Below are 17,867 nucleotides of genomic sequence, written 5' to 3' on the forward strand. Positions count from 1 at the left end.
ACATTCCGAACCCGGAAGCTAAGCCTCACAGCGCCGATGGTACTGCAGGGGGGACCCTGTGGGAGAGTAGGACGCCGCCGAACAAATTTTGAAGAGCTGGTCCCCGAACTTCGGTTCGGGGACCAGCTCTTTTTTGTTTTGCGTTACTTTGCGTTCACGTTGCACGACCAATATCCGCCCCATGGGTACTGCTGCAATGCTCAGAGCCGCGGGCGTCGGAGCCGGTGACGAGGTCATCGTTCCGGCCTTCGGAAACGTGGAGGTCGCCGACGCCGTGGCTCAGGCCGGCGCCACGGTCGTCTTCGCCGACATAGACCCGGCGACGTACTGCCTCGACCCTCACGCGACCGAGGCCGTCATAACTTCCCAGACGGCGGCGCTCGTTGTCGTGCACCGCTTCGGGCGGACGGCCGACATGGTGCGGCTGCGGGACCTGGGGCAGCGCCATGAGCTGCTGGTGCTGGAGCAGGGCGAGTCCGAGGCGCCGTACGACGAGATCGCGCAGCGCAGAGAGCGGGCCGCCTACCTCGACGGCCGGCTGAGCGGCGTACGGACACCGGTGAGCGGCGACGGACACACCTATCAGCAGTACGTCGTTCGGGTGCCGGGGAACGGGCGTCCGGACCGGGACGCCTTCGCACGGGCCGTGCGGGCCAGGGGAGTCGAGTGCCGGGTGCCGGTGAAGACGCCGGTGCACCGCTTGCCCGGGTTCCGGCGGGACGTACAGCTCCCCGAGACCGAGCGGGCCGCCGACGAGACTCTTTCGCTGCCTGTGGACGGGGCGTTGACGAAGCGGGAGATGCAGCGGATTGTCTCCGTGTGCAACGCGCTCGGCGGATTGCTGCAACCGGCCTTCTGATGCCGGCCCACTGATCCGAGCCGGTTGATCCGGGCCCTCTGATCCGGGCTGCTTGATCCGGGCCGGACTGGTTGGGAGCACGGTTCGATTCGGGGTATGATCTATCTCGTTGCCGCGAGGGAAACCTCGAAAAGGCGACAGGCCCCCCTAGCTCAGTCGGTAGAGCGTCTCCATGGTAAGGAGAAGGTCAACGGTTCGATTCCGTTGGGGGGCTCAGACGGAAAAGGCCTCCGCCCTTGTGGGCGGGGGCCTTTCGCATGTCCTGGGAGCCGACGGAGCCTCAGCCCGTGGGGCCTCAGTCCGTCTGGAGGCCCGGGACACGCATCGCCAGAATCGCCATGTCGTCCGACGGGGCGTCGGAGGCGAAGCGTTCGACCGCGCGCATGATGCGCGCGGCAACAGCGCCGGCCGTCAGCCCCGTGCATGTGGTGAGGACGTCCGCGAGGCCGTCGTCGCCGAGCATGCGGGTGCCCTCGCGGCGTTCCGTGACGCCGTCCGTGACGCAGAGCAGGACATCGCCCGGATCCAGCGTGACCGTCTGCTCGTACAGCTCCAGGTCCTCCATGACACCGAGGAGCGGCTGCGGTTCGGCGGCCGGTTCGACCGTGCCGTCCTGGCGCAGACGCAGCGGGAGCGGGTGGCCGGCGCAGACGACCTTCAGGACGGCGCTGCCGTCCTCTTGGGGCCACAACTCGCCGTAGAGCAGGGTCAGGAAGCGGCTGCGGGCGCCCTCGTCGAGGATCGCGGAGTTCAGCCGCTCCAGGACCGCGGGGCCGCCGTAGCCCTCGCGGGCCAGCAGGCGCAGTGCGTGCCGGGCCAGGCCGGTGACCGCCGCCGCCTCCGGGCCCGTGCCGCAGACGTCGCCGATGGCGAAGCCGTACGCGCCGTCGCGGATCGGGAAGAGGTCGTAGAAGTCGCCGCCGACTTCGTTGCCCTCGCCGGCCGCGCGGTAGATGACCTCGACCTCGACGCCCTCGATGTGCGGGAGTTCCGGGGGCAGGAGGCTGCGCTGGAGGGACTGGCTGATGGCCGTGCGCTCCGAGTACAGGCGGGCATTGTCCAGGGCGAGGGCCGCTCGTCGGGAGAGGTCCTCGGCCAACTCCAGGATCTCCTGGCGGAAATGCTCGTCCGACGGCTTGCCGAGGGTCAGCATGCCGATGACGCGGTTGCGGGCCACCAGGGGGAGGACGACGGTCTCTCCGCCCACCGCCGCGGCCGTGGCCAGCGTCGTACCGATGCCGGAACTCACCGAAGCCTGCTCGCCGAGGCCCAGACTGCGCATGGAGGTCCGCAGGGCCGCCTCGTGAGCCGCCGCGGCCGGGGCCGACCAGACGCGGGCGCCGGGGGTGGGTACCGGATCCGGCGGGGCGATCTTCGAGAGCAACGCCTTGAGGCCGTCGATGAGTTCCTCGTCCTCGTGCAGGACGTACGAGAGATACGGCTCGGAGGCCTGGTCGGCGATCGTGTACACGGCGCACCAGGTGGCCAGGGTCGGGACCGTCATCTGGGCCATGAGGGCGAGCGTCTGGTCGCGGTCCAGGGTGCCGGCGAGCAGGTCGGAGGCCTCGACGAGGAAGGACAGCGAGCCGCGGCGCAGGCGTTCCAGCTCGCCGAGCCGGGCCGATTCCACCGCCAGGGCGATGCGGTCGGCGGCGAACTGGAGGCGCAGGGCCTCCTCGTTGGAGTAACGGCCGGGTGATTCGGCCGCGACGCCGAGGGAGCCGGTGAGGCGGCCCTCGACCTTCAGCGGGACCGTGACGACCGAGCGCATGCCGGTGCCGCCGAGGAGCGGTACGGCACCGGGGACGACCGTCAGGTCCTCGTGGACGGCGGGCATCCGGGCCGAGCCGTAGCGTCCGGGGCCGGCCTCGACGGGGACGCGGGCGAAGCGCTGGCGCGCGGAGGGCAGACCAGTCGAGGCGCGTACCTCCAACTCCGTTTCGTCGTCGGTCGCGAGGAGCAGGAAGGCGGAGTCGCCGTCGAGCATGTCGCGGGCCCGCTCCACCGTGCGCTGGAGCAGGCCGTCGAGGTCGTCCGGGGCCGGCGATCCGATGAAGACCTCGAAGGGATCCGTGGCCTGGCCCTCGGAGTGGCTGCCCGAGTCGGAGGCGGGCCCGCGCAACGGGGTCTGCAGGACGGCGCGTTCGTGGTCGCGTACGAGGAGGCAGACGGTGGAGGGCTCGCCGCTCGTGTCGCGGACCCGCAGGTGCGAGGCGTACACCGGTGTGACGCGGCCGTCGGCGCAGCGGACGCCGTAACTGCCTTCCCAGCGGGAGAGTTGGAGGGCCTCGACGATGCCGGTGCTGGTGCCGGGGGTGTGCGGCCAGGCCGCGAGGTCGGTGAGCGGCTTGCCCGTGACCTGCTCGGCCGCGTACCCGAAGAGTTCCTCGGCGTCCTCGTTCCAGGCGTTGATGGCGCCCGTTCGGTCGATCTGGACGACCGCCACGCGCACCCGGCCGTCGGCCAGGGGGAGGAGGTCGGCGGGCAGCGAGGGGCCGGCGGTGCGGGTGCCGATCGCGCGCGCGGGAAGGTCGAGCTGGAACCAGACCTGCTTGCGGGTGGGCGTGTAGTCGACGCCCCAGCGGCCGGCGAGGGCCGCGCACAGCTGGAGGCCGCGGCCGCCCTCGCGGTCGGGGCTGCCCATGCTGACGGCGGTCGCCTGGAGTGGGATCTCGCGTTCCGGGTAGTGGTCCGCCACCTCGATGCGCACACCGTCGTCGCTGCGCAGACACAGAACGTCGGCGGAGGTGCCCGCGTGAACGACGGCATTGGTGACCAGTTCGCTGGTGAGAACGACGGCGTCGTCGACGATGTCGGCGAAGCCCCAGCCCTGGAGCGTGTCCCGGACGAACGAGCGGGCGGTCGCGACGGACCGTCCCACGGGTTCGAAACTGGCGGCCGCGCGCGCGGTGATCACAGAACTCCCTGTCCGGTCGTCGGCATGGGGGGTTCCCTGGCCGACCCGCTCCTGCGTGGGCAGAGCGTGGTTCCCCGTCGGCCGGGGATCCTGAGGCGTACCTCCAGGATGCAGTCCGGTGGTCATGGTGCGGTGCCCCTCCGATGCCTGCCTGCCCGCTCGTACTCGTGCCACCGCCCAGGCCGGACGGGACCGGCACGGCTGGACAGCCGCATGCAAGGTTACTTACCTTCGCCGCCCCCGCGGATGCCGGTCACGAGTGTTTCCGCCTGGAGGGGTCCGGTGTTTCCGTTCCGGTAGGTGCATGTGGTTGCCTCGGCCAGGGCCGGAGTTCCGTCCCGAGGGTGTGCGGACGATGTGCGAAGCTGCCGAACTGTTATGGCCTGGTTCAGCCGGGGTGAAACACTGGGCAGGCTGCAGGAGAAGGTCCGGGCAGGTCGAATGCCTTCCCCGCACCACGAGCAGAAGTACCCGAGTACGCCGAGCAGTATTGGTCGACCCTTGCGGGAGGGACACAGTGGAGTCTGGCGCAGCGACGCGGGGCGGTAGGACGCGCGCGAAAGGCGGACAGTCCCTGAACAGCGGGCGCACACCGCGCACGGGTACCACCGAGGTGGACACGGCGGCCCTGAACCGGTTGCTGGCGGCCCTGTTGTCGATGCGGGACGGCAACTTCCGCAAGCGGCTCACCGTTTCCGGTGACGGCGTGATGTCCGAGATCTCGGCGGTCTTCAATGAGGTCGCCGACCGCAATCTGCACCTGACGGGTGAGCTGTCGCGGGTACGGCGCGTGGTGGGGCGTGAGGGAAAGCTCACGGAGCGGCTGGAGACGGGCGCCGGCGAAGGTGCCTGGGCGGCCGCGATCGACGCGTCGAACGCGCTGGTGGACGATCTCGTAAGGCCTGTCTCCGAGGTCGGCCGGGTACTGTCCGCTGTCGCCGAGGGCGATCTGTCGCCGCGGATGGAACTGCGCGCGCAGGCCGCGGACGGCAACGGGCATCCGCTGCGCGGTGAGTTCCTGAAGGTCGGGCGGACCGTCAACAATCTGGTCGACCAGCTGTCGACTTTCACCGACGAGGTCACGCGCGTGGCCAGTGAGGTGGGTACCGAGGGCAAGCTGGGCGGACAGGCCCGGGTGCGCGGTATGTCCGGTTCGTGGAAGGACCTCACGGACTCGGTCAACACGATGGCGTACCGGCTCACCGCTCAGGTGCGTGACATCGCTCTCGTGACGACGGCCGTCGCCAAGGGTGACCTGTCGCGGAAGGTCACGGTTCACGTGGCCGGCGAGATGCTGGAGCTGAAGAACACCGTCAACACGATGGTGGACCAGCTGTCCTCGTTCTCCTCCGAGGTGACGCGTGTCGCCCGTGAGGTGGGTACCGAGGGCGAGCTGGGCGGTCAGGCGCAGGTGCCCGGTGTGGCCGGCGTGTGGAAGGACCTCACCGATTCGGTGAACCTCATGGCCGGCAACCTCACGGCCCAGGTGCGCGGGATCGCTCAGGTGACCACGGCGGTCGCGAGCGGAGACCTGTCGCAGAAGGTGACCGTCTCCGCGCGCGGCGAGGTCGCGCAGCTCGCCGAGACGATCAACCAGATGACCGAGACGCTGCGGACGTTCGCCGACGAGGTCACCCGCGTCGCCAACGAGGTCGGTGGCGAGGGTCGGCTCGGCGGTCAGGCGAACGTGCCGGGAGCGGCGGGAACGTGGAAGGACCTCACGGACTCGGTCAACACGGTCTTCCGGAATCTCACGACCCAGGTGCGTGACATCGCCGCCGTGACGACCGCGGTGGCCAACGGCGATCTGTCGCAGAAGGTCAGCGTCCAGGTCGCCGGCGAGATGCTGGAGCTGAAGAACACCGTCAACACCATGGTCGACCAGCTGTCGTCCTTCGGTGTCGAGGTCACGCGCGTGGCGCGCGAGGTCGGCGTCGAGGGTGAGCTGGGCGGCCAGGCCCAGGTTCCGGGGGTGGCGGGTACCTGGAAGGACCTCACGGACTCCGTCAACACGGCGTTCCAGAACCTGACCGGCCAGGTGCGCAACATCGCCCAGGTGACCACGGCGGTCGCGAACGGCGATCTGTCGCAGAAGGTCACCGTCGAGGTCGCCGGCGAGATGCTGGAGCTGAAGGTCACCGTGAACACCATGGTGGACCAGCTGTCGAGCTTCGCCGACCAGGTGACACGGATGGCCCGTGACGTGGGTACGGAGGGCCGGCTCGGCGGCCAGGCCCGCGTGGACGGTGTGTCCGGCACCTGGAAGGAACTCACGGACTCCGTCAACTTCATGGCCGGGAACCTGACTTCGCAGGTACGGCAGATCGCCCAGGTCACCACCGCGGTGGCCCGGGGTGACCTGTCGCAGAAGATCGACGTGGACGCGCGCGGCGAGATCCTGGAGCTGAAGAACACCATCAACACGATGGTCGACCAGCTCTCCGCGTTCGCCGACCAGGTGACGCGGGTGGCCCGTGACGTGGGTACGGAGGGCCGGCTCGGCGGTCAGGCGCAGGTGCCCGGTGTCGCCGGTGTGTGGCGCGACCTGACCGACTCGGTGAACGGCATGGCCGGGAACCTCACCGCGCAGGTGCGCAACATCGCGCAGGTCGCCACCGCGGTGGCTCGCGGTGACCTGTCGCAGAAGATCGACGTGGATGCGCGCGGCGAGATCCTGGAGCTGAAGAACACCCTCAACACGATGGTGGACCAGCTCTCGAACTTCGCCGAGCAGGTGACCCGGGTGGCCCGCGAGGTGGGCACCGAGGGCATCCTCGGCGGGCAGGCCGAGGTGCAGGGTGTCTCGGGCACCTGGAAGGACCTCACCCAGTCCGTGAACTTCATGGCCAACAACCTGACCATCCAGGTGCGCAACATCGCCGAGGTCACGACCGCGGTCGCCATGGGAGACCTGTCAAAGAAGATCACGGTCGACGCCAAGGGCGAGATCCTCGAACTAGTCACCACCGTCAACACGATGGTCGACCAGCTGTCGTCGTTCGCCGAGCAGGTGACCCGGGTGGCCCGCGAGGTGGGCACGGAGGGCATCCTCGGCGGGCAGGCCCATGTGCCCGGTGTCACGGGCATCTGGAAGGACCTCAGTAACAACGTGAACCTGATGGCCAACAACCTGACCATGCAGGTGCGCAACATCTCCCAGGTCGCCGCGGCCGTCGCCAACGGCGATCTGACCCGTATGGTGACGATCGAGGCGCGCGGCGAGGTCGCGCAGCTCGCCGACACTTTCAACACCATGGTGAAGACGCTGAGTTCGTTCGCCGAGCAGGTCACCAAGGTGGCCCGCGAGGTGGGTACGGACGGCATCCTCGGCGGTCAGGCGCACGTCCCGGGAGTCGCCGGTACGTGGAAGGACCTCACCGAGTCGGTGAACGGGATGGCGTCCAACCTGACCGGACAGGTGCGCAACATCGCGATGGTCACCACGGCCATCGCCAAGGGCGATCTGACCAAGAAGATCGACATCGACGCGCGCGGCGAGATCCTGGAGCTCAAGACCACCATCAACACGATGGTCGACCAGCTGTCGTCCTTCGCCGAGGAGGTCACCCGAGTCGCCCGCGAGGTGGGCACGGAGGGGCAGCTGGGCGGTCAGGCGCGCGTCCGAGATGTCGACGGCACCTGGCGCGACCTCACCGAGTCGGTGAACGAGATGGCCGGGAACCTGACCCGGCAGGTGCGTGCCATCGCGCGCGTGGCCACCGCGGTGACCCGCGGCGACCTGAACCTGAAGATCGACGTGGACGCCTCCGGCGAGATCCAGGAACTCCAGGACTACATCAACAAGATGATCGCCAACCTGCGCGACACCACCATCGCCAACAAGGAGCAGGACTGGCTGAAGGGCAACCTCGCCCGGATCTCCGCGCTGATGCAGGGCCGCCGCGATCTCGACGACGTGGCCTCGCTGATCATGAGCGAGCTGACGCCGGTCGTCTCGGCCCAGCACGGGGCGTTCTTCCTCTCGATGCCGCTGGTCGACGGCAAGGACGCGGGCACCGAGGACGAGGAGGCGTACGAGCTGCGCATGCTCGGGTCGTACGGCTACTCGATGGGCTCCATGCCGACGTCGTTCCGGCCCGGTGAGGCGCTGATCGGGACGGCCGCGCAGGAGAAGCGCACGATCCTCGTGGAGAACGCGCCGAGCGGCTATCTGAAGATCTCCTCCGGGCTCGGAGAGGCGCCTCCGGCCCAGGTCATCGTGCTTCCGGTGCTCTTCGAGGGGACCGTGCTCGGTGTCATCGAGCTGGCGTCGTTCACGCCCTTCACACAGATCCAGAAGGACTTCCTGAACCAGATCGCGGAGATGATCGCGACGAGCGTCAACACCATCTCGGTCAACACCAAGACGGAGGTGCTGCTGCGGCAGTCGCAGGAGCTCACCGAGCAACTGCGGGAACGTTCCGCGGAGTTGGAGAACCGGCAGAAGGCGCTCCAGGACTCGAACGCGGAACTGGAGGACAAGGCCGAGCTGCTGGCCCAGCAGAACCGCGACATCGAGGTCAAGAACACCGAGATCGAGGAGGCCCGGCAGGTCCTGGAGGAGCGCGCCGAGCAGCTCGCGGTGTCCATGCGCTACAAGAGCGAGTTCCTGGCGAACATGTCGCACGAGCTGCGTACGCCGCTCAACTCGCTGCTGATCCTGGCCAAGCTGCTCGCCGACAACGCGGACACGAATCTCACCCCGAAGCAGGTCGAGTTCGCCGAGACGATCCATGGCGCGGGCTCCGACCTCCTCCAGCTGATCAACGACATCCTCGACCTGTCGAAGGTCGAGGCGGGCAAGATGGACGTGTCGCCGACCCGTATCGCGCTCGTCCAGCTCGTCGACTACGTGGAGGCCACGTTCCGTCCGCTGACCGCGGAGAAGGGGCTCGACTTCTCCGTACGGGTCTCGCCGGAACTGCCCGCCACGCTGCACACCGACGAACAGCGCCTTCTCCAGGTGCTGCGCAACCTGCTCTCCAACGCGGTGAAGTTCACCGATTCCGGAGCCGTCGAGCTGGTGATCCGGCCCGCCGGGGCGGACGTGCCGGTGGCCATCAGGGAACAGCTGCTGGAGTCGGGGTCGCTGCGGGACGCGGACGCCGATCTGATCGCGTTCTCCGTGACCGACACCGGTATCGGGATCGCGGCCAGCAAGATGCGGGTGATCTTCGAGGCCTTCAAGCAGGCGGACGGCACGACGAGCCGCAAGTACGGCGGTACGGGTCTGGGGCTCTCCATCTCGCGGGAGATCGCGCGGCTGCTGGGCGGCGAGATCTACGCCCAGAGCGAGCCGGGGCGCGGTTCCACCTTCACGCTGTATCTGCCGCTGCACCCGAGCGAACTGCCGCCGCAGGGCTACGGGCAGCTCGCACCGACGCTGGAGGCGGGGGAGCTGCTGGCTTCCGAGGCAGAGCTGCACGACATCGGGATGCCGGCCGAGGTGAAGTCGTACCAGGACGCCCAGAACGGGCCCGCCGCACTGTTCAGGAGGCGCCGCAGGGCGCTGCCCACGGCCGAGCAGCGCACGGCCGTCCCCGGACAGCCGGACGGTGCCGCGGGCGCGGCACAGGAGCCGTGGACGGCCGCGGGCCAGCAGGAAGCGGGACCGCAGCAGGGCCGGGGCATCCGCTTCGAGGGCGAGAAGGTGCTGATCGTCGACGACGACATCCGCAATGTCTTCGCGCTGACCAGCGTCCTTGAGCAGCACGGCCTTTCGGTGCTGTACGCGGAGAACGGCCGCGAGGGCATCGAGGTCCTGGAGCAGCACGACGATGTGACGGTCGTTCTGATGGACATCATGATGCCGGAGATGGACGGTTATGCCACGACCACGGCGATCCGGCGGATGCCGCAGTTCGCGGGACTGCCGATCATCGCGCTCACGGCGAAGGCCATGAAGGGCGACCGGGAGAAGGCGATCGAGTCGGGTGCCTCCGACTATGTGACCAAGCCGGTCGATCCCGATCATCTGCTGTCCGTGATGGCGCAGTGGATGCGTGAGGGGTGACACACTCGGGTGAGCTGACGCGTGGCCGTCACGTGCTGTTGGGCACCAGGACACCGTGCGGCACGGCGACATGGCATCGGATGACGGACTGTGCCCGAAGCCGTGTAGAAGCACGGGATACGGGGAACCTTCTGGTCTCCCGCCGCGTTTCTGCTACGTGCACAGTGACATCACGGTGACAGGGTGTGGCGACAGGCGGGGTGCAGCTACCATGACCGGCACAAGGACGGGCGGCGCAAGGGAGTCGTCCCCTGGGGCGGCGCCCGGTGCTTCCCCAAGTCCTGCGGACAGGGGAGGCCCCATGCCGGGGCGAGGAGGGCGGGCCATGGTGCAGAAGGCCAAGATCCTCCTGGTCGATGACCGGCCGGAGAATCTGTTGGCGCTGGAGGCGATCCTCTCCGCGCTCGATCAGACACTGGTACGGGCATCGTCCGGGGAGGAAGCGCTCAAAGCGCTGCTCACGGACGACTTCGCGGTCATTCTGCTGGACGTTCAGATGCCGGGCATGGACGGATTCGAAACCGCCGCGCACATCAAGCGGCGGGAGCGGACCCGGGACATCCCGATCATCTTCCTCACCGCCATCAACCACGGCCCGCACCACACCTTCCGGGGGTACGCGGCCGGCGCGGTGGACTACATCTCCAAGCCCTTCGACCCGTGGGTGTTGCGCGCGAAGGTCTCGGTGTTCGTCGAGCTCTACATGAAGAACTGTCAACTCCGTGAGCAGGCAGCCCTGTTGCGGCTCCAGTTGGAGGGTGGCGGCAAGGCGGTGCTCGGCGCGGCCAAGGAGCCCGCCGGACTCCTCGCCGAACTCTCGGCACGGCTCGCGGCCGTCGAGGAGCAGGCGGAGGCGCTGTCCAAGCAGCTCGACGACGACTCCGCGGACGCGGCGGCGGTGGCGACCGCGGCCCATCTCGAACGCAAACTCACCGGACTGCGCAGGGCACTGGACGCGCTGGAGCCGGGTACGGGGAGCGGGGCACCCTCGGTGTCCTCGCAGAACTGAAGCCCGCCCGGACGCGTCCGGGCAGCGATGGAACGACGTGAGGAAGCGTCAGTTCCGCTCCTGGCGAGGGTGACACGATCGGGTGAAGCCGGGTTTCCCCCTGTTCGAGCGAAGTCGAGAACTTGGGGGAGGCACACGTGTCGCTGTCGTCTCCACCGGTAACCTCACACACATGGCCTCACGTCAGTCCGCAGCCAAGAAGCCGCCCGCGAAGAAGGCGGTCGCTCCGACGAAGGCTCCGGCGAAGAAGGCCCCCGCGAAAAAAGCGGCCGCAGGCAAGGCGCCGGCCAAGAGGGCCGCGGCGAAGAAGCCCGCTCCCGCGCCGGCGCCCAACCCGACCGCGGGCGTGTACAGACTCGTACGCGCCCTGTGGCTGGGCATCGCGCATGCCGTCGGAGCCACCTTCCGCGGGATAGGGCGGGGCGCGAAGGGGCTCGACCCGGCGCACCGCAAGGACGGACTCGCGCTCCTGCTGCTCGGTCTCGGGCTGATCGTCGCGGCGGGTACCTGGTCCAATCTGCGCGGCCCCGTCGGCGACCTCGTCGAGATGCTGGTCACCGGTGCCTTCGGCCGCCTCGACCTCCTTGTCCCGATACTGCTCGCCACCATCGCGGCCCGGCTCATCCGGCACCCCGAGCAGCCCGAGGCGAACGGCCGCATCGTGATCGGTCTTTCGGCGCTCGTGATCGGCGTGCTCGGGCAGGTGCACATCGCGTGCGGATCGCCCGCGCGCAGCGACGGGATGCAGGCGATAAGGGACGCTGGCGGCCTCATCGGCTGGGGTGCGTCCACCCCGCTGACGTACGCGATGGGCGACGTCCTCGCCGTACCCCTCCTCGTGCTGCTCACGATCTTCGGCCTGCTGGTCGTCACGGCGACCCCGGTCAACGCGATTCCACAGCGGCTGCGGCTGCTCGGCCAGAAGCTCGGCATCGTCCAGGCCGACTTCGACGAGGGCGCGTTCGCCGCGGACGAGGAGCGCTACGACGAACAGTGGCGCGACGGACTTCAGGCGGGCTCCCGCAGGCGCTCGCGCGCCCCCGAGACGTGCGACCCCGACAGTGCCGAGCGGGAGGCGCTCACCAGGCGCCGGAGCCGTCCCCGGCGGCCCGGCGCGCAGCAGCCCGACATGAACCGGCCGATGGACGCCGTGGACGTCGCCGCGGCCGCCGCCGCGGCGCTGGACGGCGCCGTGCTGCACGGGATGCCGCCCTCGCCCCTGGTCGCCGATCTCACGCAGGGCGTCAGCGTGGAGCGGGACGGGTACGAGGAGACGACGCCGGTACCGGCCGCCCGCGCCAAGGTCGTACCGGGCGCCAAGCGGCCCCGGCAGGAGGCCCTGCCGGTCGAATCCGTCGTGCCCGACCTCACCAAGGCGGCGCCCGACGCCCCGCGCGAGCTGCCCCCGCGCGCGGAGCAGCTCCAGCTCTCCGGGGACGTCACCTACTCGCTGCCCTCGCTCGATCTCCTGGAGCGCGGCGGCCCGGGCAAGACACGCAGCGCCGCCAACGACGCGGTGGTCGCCTCCCTGCAGAACGTCTTCAGGGAGTTCAAGGTCGACGCCGCCGTCACCGGCTTCACCCGCGGGCCGACGGTCACCCGCTACGAGGTCGAGCTCGGCCCCGCCGTGAAGGTCGAGCGGATCACGGCGCTCACGAAGAACATCGCGTACGCGGTCGCCAGCCCCGACGTGCGGATCATCAGCCCGATCCCCGGCAAGTCCGCGGTCGGCATCGAGATCCCCAACACCGACCGCGAGATGGTCAACCTCGGTGACGTGTTGCGCCTCGCCGACGCGGCGGAGGACGACCATCCGATGCTGGTCGCGCTCGGCAAGGACGTCGAGGGCGGCTACGTGATGGCCAACCTGGCGAAGATGCCGCACGTCCTCGTCGCCGGAGCCACCGGTTCCGGCAAGTCGTCGTGCATCAACTGCCTGATCACCTCGGTGATGGTCCGGGCGACCCCCGAGGACGTGCGGATGGTCCTCGTGGACCCCAAGCGCGTCGAGCTGACCGCGTACGAGGGCATCCCGCACCTGATCACACCGATCATCACCAACCCGAAGCGGGCCGCCGAGGCACTGCAGTGGGTCGTACGGGAGATGGACCTGCGCTACGACGACCTCGCGGCGTTCGGATTCCGGCACATCGACGACTTCAACGAGGCCATCAGGAACGGCAAGGTCAAGCTGCCCGAGGGCAGTGAGCGAGAGCTGACCCCGTACCCGTACCTCCTGGTGATCGTCGACGAGCTCGCCGACCTGATGATGGTCGCGCCGCGCGACGTCGAGGACTCGATCGTGCGCATCACCCAGCTCGCGCGCGCGGCCGGCATCCATCTGGTGCTCGCCACGCAGCGGCCGTCCGTCGATGTTGTCACCGGTCTGATCAAGGCGAACGTGCCCTCCCGGCTCGCCTTCGCCACCTCGTCCCTCGCGGACTCGCGCGTCATCCTCGACCAGCCCGGCGCCGAGAAGCTCATCGGCAAGGGCGACGGACTCTTCCTGCCGATGGGGGCCAACAAGCCCACGCGCATGCAGGGCGCCTTCGTCACCGAGGGCGAGGTCGCGGCGATCGTGCAGCACTGCAAGGATCAGATGGCACCCGTCTTCCGGGACGACGTCACCGTGGCCACCAAGCAGAAGAAGGAGATCGACGAGGACATCGGCGACGACCTCGACCTGCTGTGCGCGGCCGCCGAACTGGTCGTCACCTCGCAGTTCGGGTCCACCTCGATGCTCCAGCGCAAGCTGCGCGTCGGCTTCGCCAAGGCCGGCCGGCTGATGGACCTCATGGAGTCGCGCGGGATCGTCGGGCCCAGTGAGGGTTCCAAGGCGCGTGACGTTCTCGTGAAGGCCGACGAGCTGGATGGAGTGTTGGCCGTGATGCGCGGGGAAGCAGAAGCGTAGAGCCCTCGGCGAGGAGGGACGGGACAGCCGGTAACGGCGCGGTGAGCGCGGGGCGGTCGCTCAGGGAGCGGCCGGCCTGTCGGCCGGATGGCGGAACGTCATGTTCCGCACCCGGCTGATATGTGAACGTGACTCACCCGTAAGGAGTCGGTGGGCAACCGTTTCGCCTTGTCGCACGTCAAGTTGAGCGAAGGGGCGCCACCATGTCCCTATATCAGGATGACCGGCCATTCTGATGGCGTACAAAGTCCTACCGCCCGGTTGCCCCACCCTTTCGTACCCCCCCTAGACTGAACTTCCAGCACAGGTGGCTACACGCTCGAAAGGCGCCCCCGTGTCCATCGTCAACTCACCTGACGGCAACTCCCCCGAAGACGAGCGTCCGTTCGAAGACGACCCTGCGGCCGAGCGGCCCTCGATCGGACGTGCCCTTCAGCAGGCACGCATCGAGGCCGGTCTGACCGTCGACGACGTCAGTAACGCCACCCGCGTCCGTATCACCATCATTCACGCCATCGAACAGAACGACTTCGCTCCCTGTGGTGGCGACGTCTACGCGCGCGGGCACATCCGGACCCTGGCCCGCGCCGTCCGGCTCGATCCGGCCCCGCTGCTCACGCAGTACGACGCCGACCACGGCGGACGTCCCGCGCCGACGCCCGCCGCCCCGCTCTTCGAGGCGGAACGAATCCGTCCCGAGCGCCGCGGACCGAACTGGACGGCCGCCATGGTCGCCGCGATCGTCGCGGTGATCGGCTTCGTCGGGTTCACCATGGTCAAGGGCGGCGGCAGCGGAGACGACTCGAAGACTCAGGTCGCCGAGGGGTCCACGCCGACGACCAAGAAGTCCGCCGCGCCGTCCACGGCGGCCACCAAGCCCGCCGACCCGAAGCCGGACCCGTCCGACAGTGCCATCGCGGCCGCCCCGCAGGACAAGGTGACCGTGCAGGTCAGCGCCGCGGACGGACGCAGCTGGATCTCCGCCAAGGACCACAACGGGCGGATGCTCTTCGACGGGCTGCTGAAGCAGGGCGAGTCCAAGACCTTCCAGGACAGCTCCAAGATCAACCTCATCCTCGGTGACGCCGGTGCCATCCAGCTGTTCGTCAACGGCAAGAAGATCGAGGACCAGTTCCAGCCGGGCGCGGTCGAGCGTCTGACGTACACGAAGGGCGACCCGCAGGTCGGATAGGGGTCCCCAGAAGCACGCCGTCGACGGGGTTGGCCAAGATCGGCCAACCCCGTCGACGTGGGCTGTCGGTGAGACAAAGTAGTCTTGAGCCCATGCCTGAACGCCGTACCGTCGCACTTGTCACTCTTGGCTGCGCCCGTAACGAGGTGGACTCGGAGGAGCTCGCAGGCCGCTTGGAGGCGGACGGCTGGCAACTCGTGGAGGACGCCGAGCAAGCGGACGTCGCCGTCGTCAACACCTGCGGCTTCGTCGAAGCCGCCAAGAAGGACTCCGTCGACGCCCTCCTCGAAGCCAATGATCTCAAGGGGCACGGCAGAACCCAGGCCGTCGTGGCGGTGGGCTGCATGGCCGAGCGGTACGGCAAGGAACTCGCCGAAGCGCTTCCCGAGGCCGACGGCGTGCTCGGCTTCGACGACTACGCCGACATCTCCGACCGCCTCCAGACCATCCTGAACGGCGGCATCCACGCCTCCCACACCCCGCGCGACCGGCGCAAGCTGCTGCCGATCAGCCCGGCCGAGCGGCAGAGCGCCGGCGAGGAAGTGGCCCTGCCCGGCCACGGCACCCCCTCGGACCTCCCCGAGGGCGTCGCCCCGGTCTCCGGTCCCCGTGCGCCCCTGCGCCGCAGGCTGGACGGATCCCCGGTCGCCTCGGTGAAGCTGGCCTCCGGCTGCGACCGCCGCTGCACGTTCTGCGCCATCCCCTCCTTCCGCGGTTCGTTCATCTCGCGCCGCCCCAGCGACGTGCTGAACGAAGCCCGCTGGCTCGCCGAGCAGGGCGTCAAGGAGGTGATGCTCGTCTCCGAGAACAACACCTCGTACGGCAAGGACCTGGGTGACATCCGTCTCCTGGAGACGATGCTCCCCGAGCTGGCCGAGATCGACGGCATCGAGCGCGTGCGGGTCAGCTACCTGCAGCCCGCCGAGATGCGCCCCGGACTCATCGACGTCCTGACCTCGACACCGAACGTCGCGCCCTACTTCGACCTGTCCTTCCAGCACTCCGCGCCCGACGTGCTGCGCTCGATGCGCCGCTTCGGCGACACCGACCGGTTCCTCGAACTGCTCGACACCATCCGTTCCAAGGCCCCGCAGGCCGGTGTGCGCTCGAACTTCATCGTGGGCTTCCCCGGCGAGAGCGAGGCCGACCTCGCGGAGCTGGAGCGCTTCCTCACCGGGGCCCGCCTCGACGCGATCGGCGTCTTCGGGTACTCAGACGAGGACGGCACCGAAGCGGCGACGTACGAGAACAAGCTGCATGAGGACGTCGTCGCCGAGCGCCTCGCGCGCGTGTCCCGGCTCGCCGAGGAGCTGGTCGCCCAGCGGGCCGAGGAGCGCGTGGGCGAGACCGTGCACGTGCTGGTGGAGTCCCTGGACGACGAGGACGGCGCCTACGGCCGCGCCGCGCACCAGGCGCCGGAGACGGACGGCCAGGTGCTGTTCACGAGCGGCGAGGGACTGACCGTGGGCCGTATCGTCGAGGCCAAGGTGGTCGGTACGGAAGGTGTCGACCTGGTGGCCGAGCCGCTTCCGGGCTCGCTCGCGTGTACTGAGGAGGCGGCCAGATGACCGGAGTCCCGGCATCCGCGGCAGGCGGCTCCCCAGGCGCCAAAGGCGCGACGGGCGCCCCCGGCGCATCCGGCGCTCCGGGCGCATCCGGCGCTCCGGGCGCATCCGGCGCTCCGGGCGCATCCGGTACTCCGGGGGGCGCGAAGCCTGCGCGGGGCGGGAAACTGGGCGCTGCGGCCGTCAATCAGGCCAGCCTCTGGAACATCGCCAACATCCTGACCATGATCCGGCTCGTCCTCGTGCCGGGCTTCGTGGCATTGATGCTGGCCGACGGCGGCTACGACCCCGCGATGCGCGCCTGGGCCTGGGCGGCCTTCGCCGTCGCCATGATCACCGACATCTTCGACGGCCATCTGGCGCGCACGTACAACCTCGTCACCGACTTCGGGAAGATCGCCGACCCCATCGCCGACAAGGCGATCATGGGCGCGGCGCTGGTCTGCCTGTCCGCCCTCGGTGATCTGCCCTGGTGGGTCACCTTCCTGATCCTCGGGCGTGAGCTCGGCGTCACCCTGCTGCGCTTCGTCGTGATCCGCTACGGGGTCATCCCGGCGAGCCGTGGCGGCAAGCTGAAGACGCTGGCCCAGGGCACGGCGGTCGGCATGTACATCCTGCCGCTGACGGGGGCGCTGGCCACCCTGAGGTTCTGGGTGATGGCCGTCGCCGTCGTTCTGACTCTGGTCACCGGGCTCGACTATGTGAGACAGGCCATTGTGCTGCGCCGCCGCGGAATCGCCGAACGGCGGGCGGCCGCCGCGGAGGCCGAGCGGTGAGTTCCACGGCCACTGAAGTGGTGCGACTACTCACGGTGAGGGGTGAGACGCTCGCCGTCGCCGAGTCGCTCACCGGTGGTCTGGTGGCTGCGGAGATCACCGCGGTGCCCGGCGCCTCGAAGGCGTTCCGGGGCTCCGTGACCGCGTACGCCACCGAACTGAAACACGAACTGCTGGGTGTCGACGCCACTCTTCTGGCCGAGCGCGGCGCGGTGGATCCGCAGGTCGCGGCCCAGATGGCGGCCGGGGTGCGCAAGGCACTCGGCGCCGACTGGGGGATCGCGACCACCGGCGTCGCCGGCCCCGAGCCCCAGGACGGACATCCGGTCGGCACGGTCTACGTCGCCGTCGACGGGCCCTCCGAAGCATCTTTCATCACCGCCCGTGGCGGGAAAGTGGCGCCGCTGCGGTTGAACGGCGACCGGGCGGAAATCCGTATGGAGAGTGTACGCAGCGTACTCGCGCTGCTCCTTCAGGAGCTCGCGGGCGAACAGACCGGGAATGAGCGGGCACAGGATACGGAACAGAACGGGGGGTTTTGATGTTTGCAGCCCTGAGTGAACACGACATCGCTCCCCGCACGGCCGCGGCGCAAGGCGGTACGGTGGGGCGTGAAGGATGCGGC

The 17,867-nt window shown here is 69.1% G+C and carries 9 protein-coding genes, 1 tRNA gene and 1 rRNA gene; 10 read left to right on the forward strand and 1 reads right to left on the reverse strand.

Translation table 11 applies throughout. The annotated features are described in order from the left end of the window. The 3 genes from rrf to ACFYR3_RS34115 all read left to right on the forward strand — a co-directional run. Nucleotides 1-83, forward strand: a 5S ribosomal RNA gene (rrf, locus tag ACFYR3_RS34105); the annotation flags it as partial. A gap of 113 nt (nt 84-196) precedes the next feature. Further along, nucleotides 197-859: a DegT/DnrJ/EryC1/StrS family aminotransferase gene (locus ACFYR3_RS34110; RefSeq protein WP_355850274.1), complete on the forward strand. Its 663-nt coding sequence runs from the start codon at nt 197-199 to the stop codon at nt 857-859. 141 nt (nt 860-1,000) lie between these two features. Next, nucleotides 1,001-1,073: transfer RNA gene (locus ACFYR3_RS34115), tRNA-Thr, on the forward strand. Between the two features lie 81 nt (nt 1,074-1,154). Here ACFYR3_RS34115 and ACFYR3_RS34120 read toward each other — a convergent pair. Then, a complete protein-coding gene (locus ACFYR3_RS34120; protein WP_389285789.1) occupies nt 1,155-3,902 on the reverse strand; it encodes a SpoIIE family protein phosphatase in 2,748 nt (915 codons plus the stop codon). A 391-nt stretch (nt 3,903-4,293) separates the two neighbouring features. Here ACFYR3_RS34120 and ACFYR3_RS34125 point away from each other — a divergent pair, with 391 nt between their 5' ends. The 7 genes from ACFYR3_RS34125 (at nt 4,294) to ACFYR3_RS34155 (ending at nt 17,784) form a co-directional block, all read left to right on the forward strand. Further along, on the forward strand, nt 4,294-9,789 hold the full coding sequence (locus tag ACFYR3_RS34125) for a HAMP domain-containing protein (protein ID WP_389285791.1): 5,496 nt from the start codon (nt 4,294-4,296) through the stop codon (nt 9,787-9,789). 325 nt (nt 9,790-10,114) lie between these two features. After that, complete coding sequence (locus tag ACFYR3_RS34130; protein ID WP_355850088.1) at nt 10,115-10,798, forward strand: response regulator; 684 nt, start codon at nt 10,115-10,117, stop codon at nt 10,796-10,798. A gap of 172 nt (nt 10,799-10,970) precedes the next feature. Then, entirely contained in the window at nt 10,971-13,709 is a 2,739-nt protein-coding gene (locus tag ACFYR3_RS34135) for a DNA translocase FtsK (protein WP_355850091.1), read from the forward strand. A 334-nt stretch (nt 13,710-14,043) separates the two neighbouring features. After that, nucleotides 14,044-14,901 carry a RodZ domain-containing protein gene (locus tag ACFYR3_RS34140; protein ID WP_355850094.1) on the forward strand — a complete coding sequence of 286 codons (858 nt, stop codon included), beginning with the start codon at nt 14,044-14,046 and terminating at the stop codon, nt 14,899-14,901. Between the two features lie 92 nt (nt 14,902-14,993). Next, complete coding sequence (rimO, locus tag ACFYR3_RS34145; RefSeq protein ID WP_355850097.1) at nt 14,994-16,469, forward strand: 30S ribosomal protein S12 methylthiotransferase RimO; 1,476 nt, start codon at nt 14,994-14,996, stop codon at nt 16,467-16,469. Then, a complete protein-coding gene (gene pgsA, locus ACFYR3_RS34150; RefSeq protein WP_389285794.1) occupies nt 16,466-17,242 on the forward strand; it encodes a CDP-diacylglycerol--glycerol-3-phosphate 3-phosphatidyltransferase in 777 nt (258 codons plus the stop codon). The genes rimO and pgsA overlap by 4 nt, the downstream gene beginning before the upstream one ends. Beyond that, nucleotides 17,239-17,784 (forward strand): CinA family protein, encoded by a 546-nt coding sequence (locus tag ACFYR3_RS34155; RefSeq protein ID WP_355850103.1) that lies wholly within the window; start codon nt 17,239-17,241, stop codon nt 17,782-17,784. The genes pgsA and ACFYR3_RS34155 overlap by 4 nt, the downstream gene beginning before the upstream one ends. The last annotated feature ends 83 nt before the right edge of the window (nt 17,785-17,867 follow it).

The sequence above is a fragment of the Streptomyces sp. NPDC005784 genome (genome assembly GCF_042871525.1).
GTDB lineage: Bacteria > Actinomycetota > Actinomycetes > Streptomycetales > Streptomycetaceae > Streptomyces.

Bases quoted from the DNA above. Each gene is read 5' to 3' on its own strand.
- ACFYR3_RS34135 (WP_355850091.1), top strand. From the start codon at position 10,971: ATGGCCTCACGTCAGTCCGCAGCCAAGAAGCCGCCCGCGAAGAAGGCG.
- ACFYR3_RS34130 (WP_355850088.1), top strand. From the start codon at position 10,115: ATGGTGCAGAAGGCCAAGATCCTCCTGGTCGATGACCGGCCGGAGAAT.
- ACFYR3_RS34120 (WP_389285789.1), bottom strand. From the start codon at position 3,902: ATGACCACCGGACTGCATCCTGGAGGTACGCCTCAGGATCCCCGGCCG.
- ACFYR3_RS34110 (WP_355850274.1), top strand. From the start codon at position 197: ATGCTCAGAGCCGCGGGCGTCGGAGCCGGTGACGAGGTCATCGTTCCG.
- rimO (WP_355850097.1), top strand. From the start codon at position 14,994: ATGCCTGAACGCCGTACCGTCGCACTTGTCACTCTTGGCTGCGCCCGT.
- pgsA (WP_389285794.1), top strand. From the start codon at position 16,466: ATGACCGGAGTCCCGGCATCCGCGGCAGGCGGCTCCCCAGGCGCCAAA.